This window comes from Nocardia amamiensis NBRC 102102 (genome assembly GCF_001612745.1).
GTDB lineage: Bacteria > Actinomycetota > Actinomycetes > Mycobacteriales > Mycobacteriaceae > Nocardia > Nocardia amamiensis.
Window position 1 is genome coordinate 1 of record NZ_BDBA01000221.1, and the last position, 6,043, is coordinate 6,043.

Annotated in this window: 5 protein-coding genes; 3 read left to right on the plus strand and 2 right to left on the minus strand. The window is 68.0% G+C overall.

Translation table 11 applies throughout. The features are described 5' to 3' along the window. The first annotated feature begins 140 nt into the window (after positions 1 to 140). On the plus strand, positions 141 to 1,700 hold the full coding sequence (gene metG / locus NA4_RS31710; protein WP_067478550.1) for a methionine--tRNA ligase: 1,560 nt from the start codon (positions 141 to 143) through the stop codon (positions 1,698 to 1,700). Between the two features lie 214 nt (positions 1,701 to 1,914). Further along, complete coding sequence (locus NA4_RS31715) at positions 1,915 to 2,583, plus strand: TetR/AcrR family transcriptional regulator (protein WP_067478552.1); 669 nt, start codon at positions 1,915 to 1,917, stop codon at positions 2,581 to 2,583. A 9-nt stretch (positions 2,584 to 2,592) separates the two neighbouring features. Here the strand turns inward: NA4_RS31715 and NA4_RS31720 are convergent, their stop codons facing one another. Then, entirely contained in the window at positions 2,593 to 3,345 is a 753-nt protein-coding gene (locus NA4_RS31720) for an isocitrate lyase/PEP mutase family protein (protein WP_067478558.1), read from the minus strand. 253 nt (positions 3,346 to 3,598) lie between these two features. Here NA4_RS31720 and NA4_RS31725 point away from each other — a divergent pair, with 253 nt between their 5' ends. After that, a complete protein-coding gene (locus tag NA4_RS31725) occupies positions 3,599 to 4,828 on the plus strand; it encodes a helix-turn-helix domain-containing protein (RefSeq protein WP_169811156.1) in 1,230 nt (409 codons plus the stop codon). 27 nt (positions 4,829 to 4,855) lie between these two features. On the opposite strand, the gene rsmI is transcribed toward NA4_RS31725, so the two are convergent. After that, complete coding sequence (rsmI, locus tag NA4_RS31730; RefSeq protein ID WP_084497647.1) at positions 4,856 to 5,707, minus strand: 16S rRNA (cytidine(1402)-2'-O)-methyltransferase; 852 nt, start codon at positions 5,705 to 5,707, stop codon at positions 4,856 to 4,858. Between the last annotated feature and the right edge of the window lie 336 nt (positions 5,708 to 6,043).

Consider the following 6,043-nt stretch of genomic DNA (forward strand, 5'->3'; position numbering starts at 1 on the left):
GGCTGCGGCAGCTCCGGCGCGGGACGGGCGCCGCTCATCGACGGCCACCCCGGCGCAGCGCGGCGGTGCCGACTCGCGGATCGTCGCCGGGGATATTCACGCGAGCGAAGGAATGCACGAGCATTACAGTAGACACCACCATGAGCGAAGCTGACCGCCCCGCCTTCTACATCACAACGGCCATCGCCTATCCGAACGGTGCGCCGCACATCGGGCATGCGTACGAGTACATCTCGGCCGACGCCATCGCCCGGTTCAAGCGTCTCGACGGGTACGACGTGTTCTTCATGACCGGCACCGACGAGCACGGCCAGAAGATGCAGCAGGCCGCGACCGCCGAGGGCATGCCGGTGAAGGAGCTCGCCGCGCGCAACTCCGACGTGTTCGAGGCGATGGACAAGACGCTCGACATCTCCCTCGACCGGTTCATCCGCACCACCGACGACGACCACCAGGTGGCCAGCGCCGCGATCTGGGAGCGGATGCTCGCCAACGGCGACATCTACCTGGGCAACTACTCGGGTTGGTACTCGGTGCGCGACGAGGCGTTCTACACCGACGAGGAGACCACGGTGCTGGAGGACGGCACCCGCGTCTCCACCGAGTCCAGGACCCCGGTGACCTGGACCGAGGAGTCGAACTACTTCTTCCGGCTCTCGGCCTACCAGGACAAGCTGCTCGCGCTGTACGACGAGCATCCCGAATTCATCGCGCCGGCAACGCGTCGCAACGAGATCGTCAGCTACGTCAAGGCCGGGCTGAAGGATCTGTCCATCTCGCGCACCACCTTCGACTGGGGTGTGCCGGTGCCCGGCCACCCGGATCACGTCATGTACGTGTGGGTGGACGCGCTGACCAACTACATCACCGGCGTCGGCTTCCCCGACACCGAATCCGCCGCGTTCCGGAAGTTCTGGCCCGCCGACGTGCACATCATCGGCAAGGACATCACCCGCTTCCACACGGTGTACTGGCCCGCGTTCCTCCTGTCGGCCGGTGTGCAGCTGCCCAAACGCGTGTTCGTGCACGGGTTCCTGTACAACAAGGGCGAGAAGATGTCCAAGTCGGTCGGCAACGTGGTCGACCCGCTGGAGCTGGTCGAGACCTACGGCTTGGACGCGGTGCGCTTCTTCCTGTTGCGCGAGATCTCCTACGGTCAGGACGGCAGCTACAGCCATGAGGCGATCGTCGGCCGGATCAACAGCGACCTGGCCAACGAGTTCGGCAACCTGGTGCAGCGCAGCACCAAGCTGGTCGCGCGCGACTGCGGCGGCGTGGTGCCGACGCCCGGCGAGTTCACCGCCGACGATCGCGCCCTGCTCGACCTCGCCGGCGGCCTGCTGGAGCGCTGCCGCACCGAATTCGACGCGCAGCAGATGCATCTCGCGCTGGAGGCGATCTGGCTGACGCTCGGCGAGACCAACCGGTACTTCTCCGCGCAGGCGCCGTGGGCGCTGGCGAAATCCGGTACGCCGGAGGACCTCGCCCGCGAGGCCACCGTGCTGTATGTGACGCTGGAGGTGCTGCGGATCGTCGCGATCCTGGTGCAGCCGGTGATGCCGGGTTCGGCGGGGCGCATCCTCGATCAACTGGGTCAGCGCAACCGGACCTTCGCCGATATCGCGACCCCGATCGAGCCCGGTCTGACCTTGCCCGCGCCGGAACCTGTTTTTCCCAAGTACGTCGAACCGAAGGATTGACGCGGCGGTATTGCGTGCCGGAATATCAAGGCGCGCAATACTTTCGCACTGTTCTCCCCGGGGCCGAGCCGGGCACCGATCCACCTGACTTCCCATGGTGGAATCCGTTGTCGGATAATGAAACACCGGTTCGCGGCCGTGCAGTGCCCCGGGCCGTGTGCGATCGGTACGTCGATGTTCCGTTCGGATCGGTTCCGGCACAGAGAGGGCACCCATGGGCCAGCAGCATGCGACGACATCCGTTCAGCGGTCCGGCTTCGCCGAGCGCCATCGCGCAGCGCGCGAAGCCGTGCTCACGTCGCAGCGCGGCAGGCTGGTCGAAGCCATGGTCGAGTGTGTCGACAGCAAGGGCTATCCCGCGACGACGCTCACCGACCTCGTTGCGCGAGCCCGGGTTTCGCGCACGACCTTCTACGAGCACTTCACCAACAAAGAGGAGTGCTTCGTGGAGGCGGTGCACACGGGGGTCGACATCGTGGCGACCCGGATCGCGGACGAGCTCGCGCAATTGCCACCGGACGCCGACCCGTACGCGAAGATCGAGTCCATCGTTGTCACGTTCTGCCGGACCGTGGCCACCGAGCCGGATTTCGCGCGTCTGGTGCTGGTGGAGTCCTTCAAAGTGAACCAGGCCGCCGTCGGCTACCGTGACCTGGCCGTCGACCGGTTCGCCCAGCTGTATCGGCTGTTCTACGACGAGGCGCGCGCGGCGGACCCGACGCTGCCGCAGATCTCGGACGAGCTGATCGCCCTGATCCCGGACGCGATCGGCGAGCGCACGCGCCGCGTCATCATTGCTGAAGGACCCGCGCGGGTACCGGAACTGGCGCCACTGTTCGTCCAGTTGGTGATGACCACGCTGGGGCTACCCGTTCCCGCTTGACCGCCACGCTCACTTCCAGCGATCGAGCAGGCGGTTGGTCTCCGTGGTCAAAGCGGTCTGGAGGAACGGACCGAAGGTGATGCGGGCGACGCCCTGATCGGCGAGGGCCGCCTTGTCGGCCTGGTCCGGGAGCACGGTGGCGCTGACCGGCAGCGGCAGTTCGTCGGTCAGCCGGCGCATGTCGGCGTCGGCGTGGCGGCCCACCGGGAACAGCACGTCCGCGCCCGCCTCGGCGGCCAGCTTCAGGCGTTCGATGGCACGGTCTACGCGGTCGGCCGCGTCGCCCTCCTGGCGCAGGAACAGGTCGGTGCGCGCGTTGATCACCACGCGCACGCCCGCCGCGTCGGCGGACTCGCGCAACCGGTGCACGAGATCGGCATGCTCCTGCCCGGTGCGCAGCCGCTTGCCCTCGCTGTGCACGGTGTCCTCGATATTGAGTCCGATCGCGCCCGCCTCGAGCAGGCCCTCGATCAGCCGCGCCGGATCCAGCCCATACCCGGACTCGATATCGACCGACACCGGGACATCCACCGCCGCGGTGATCTGCCGTACCCGGGTCATCGACTCGTCGAAGGTCATCCCTTCCCCGTCACTGCGCCCGATCGAATCGGCCAGCGGATGACTGCCGACCGTCAGGGCCGAAAAACCGGCTTCCACCGCGACTTTCGCAGACCAGGCATCCCATACCGTGGGGAATACTCCCGGATTCCCCGGTACATGCAATCCGAGAAACGTCGTGGCCTTGCTCTCCAGAGAAGTCATACCGACGATCATGCCCGCCGCGCGACCCGACGCACACATGACGCGCGCCGGCCCATTATTCGCCGCGGCGGGCGGTGATGAGTCCCCTGTCATGTTCGCTGTCGTTGGTGGGCACCCGGTGCCGGGGATTGCCGATCAGGGGCATCGACCCGGCGCCGGGGCCGGTCTGAGCGTCGCAGCGATCATGTGTTGGTCTGTCCCGCACCGGGACGGCCGGATAGCATGGGGCTCTCGTGCCGTCGAGGGGATGCACATGAGCGACTACCAGCAGGACGGGGGCCGCTACGTCGGCCGCCAGGTCCGCGCCGTACGCGCCCGGCGCGGTATCACCCAGCAAGTGCTCGCCGATCGTGTCGGCGTGAGCCGTGGCGCAATCGCCAAGTACGAGAACGGGGAACGGCCGATCGACTCCCGCCGCACCCTGCTCGCGCTGGCATCGGCGCTCGGCGTCACTATCGGCGATCTGACCGGTCACGAACAAGAGAAGCTCGACCCGACCACCGCCGAGTTCCACATGGTGGTACCAGAGATCGAAACGGTGTTGTGGTCACGGGGCAACGTGACCGACACCCGCCCGCCGCACAGCCTCGACAAGTTGGTCGCGCTCACGCACAAGGCAACCAGGATTCGCAACGACTGCGATTACGCCACGCTCGGCCCGATGATGGTTCCGATGCTGACCGACGCCTACCGGCACGTACACGACGCCGACAGCGCGCACGCCGAGCGGGCATGGGACGTATTCGGCACCGTCGCCTACGGCGTTGCGTCAGCGCTGCGGGCGCGCGGCTACCACGCCCTTGCCTGGACTGCCGCGCAGGAAGCCGAACGGGCAGCCATCCACGTTGGTGGGCTGGCACCGCTCGCCGCTGCCGCGTTCAGCCAAGGCCAGATCATGCTGTCACGGCCCGGCGCGCTTCCTGCTGCTCTAGCCACGACCATGGGCACCGCCGAGAAGATCGCCACCGATGTTCGCACGGTGGGCGAGATCGAGACATATGGGATGCTGCACCTGCAAGCGTCGATGGTGGCCGCCACGATGGGCGGCGATCCTGAGCCGCACCTTCAAGAGGCTGCCGAACAGGCAGGCAGACTCGCCCACGCTGCGTCGAACACGTCTGTCGCACGTAACGAGTCCTTCGGTCCCGCCAACGTGGCCTTGTGGCGGATGTCGGCGGCCATGGAACGGCGTGACCCCAGCGAAGTACTCGAGCTCGCACCACAGCTGTCGCCGGACGATCTACCCAACGAGGGCCGCCGTGCTCAGTACTTCGTGGAAATCGGCCGCGCACACGCGATGCGGCGCAACTACCGAGAATCCCTGTATGCGCTTCTCCGCGCCGAGCACGCCGCACCCCAACACGTCCGGAGCATGACCCACGTCCGGGAGCTGGTAGGACACATGATGCGCAGGGCTCGCCGCGACCTCACCATGGGCGAACTCGGCCGCCTCGCGAAACGGGTCGGGGTTGTCCCGGCATAGGTCGCGTCGAGGGAGCGGGACCACGGGCTACGAGCCGCGACGGGCGGTGAGGACCGCGTCGTAGAGCTCGCGGCGGGAGACGGCGTGCGCGGCGGCGATTTCGGCGCAGGCATCCTTGAGGCGGATGCCGGTGGCGGTGCGGGATTCGACCGCGTCGACCAGGTCGGCGGGATCGGCCGAAGCAGGCTGCGCGCCCGCCAGGACCACGGTGATCTCGCCGCGCGCGCCCTCCACCGCCCAGGCCGCGAGTTCGGCGAGGGTGCCGCGGACCACTTCCTCGTAGGTCTTGGTCAGCTCCCGGCAGACGGCCGCGCGACGATCCGGTCCGAGGATCTCGACGGCGTCGGCCAGGCAGTCGGCCAAGCGGTGTGGGGCCTCGAAGAAGACACAGGCGCGCGGCTCGGCGGCCAAGGTGCGCAACCATTCCCGGCGCTGGCCGGATTTGCGTGGCGGGAATCCGTCGAAGCAGAACCGTTCCACCGGCAGGGCCGACAAGGCCAGCGCCGTGGTCACCGCCGAGGGGCCGGGCAGGCAGGTCACCGGCAGGTCGCGCTCGACGCAGGCCGCGACCATCCGATAGCCGGGGTCACTGACCGACGGCATGCCGGCGTCGGTCACCAGCAGCACCGTCCGACCGGCGGCGATCTCATCGAGCAGCATCGGGATCCGCGCCGTCTCCACATGGTCGTAGAAACTGACCACCCGGCCGGTGATCTCGATGTCGAGCGCCTTGGCCAGCGACCTGGTGCGGCGGGTGTCTTCGGCGGCGACGACATCGGCCGTCGCCAGCGCTTCGCGCAGGCGCTGCGAGGCATCGCCGACATCACCCATCGGTGTCGCCGCGAGTACCAGCCTGCCCTCAGTCGCCTCGTCCGCCACCGCACTCCCGTCCACATCACGTATCCGGCGATCACCGCCACCCCGCAGCCTATGCCCCGCCGATTCTCGGCGTCTTCCGGCCGTACTAGTTGCGTGACCGTGTGATTTGCGTTCAGGTCCTTCGCTGTCAGCGCCCGAGCCCGATTTGTCTCGGCGCCGCGGGACGCCACGGATCTCGCTACGCGAACCTCAGGTCGCGACCACCCTGGTGGCGGTCAGAGGCCCCACCGCGCGGCGTCAGTGCTTCCCGGACGCGTCGGCGGTCAGAATGCGCGCCCCCGGCACCGGGCCGTTGGCCGTCCGCACGCTGCGGCACACGCCCGCGCCCGCGAGTTC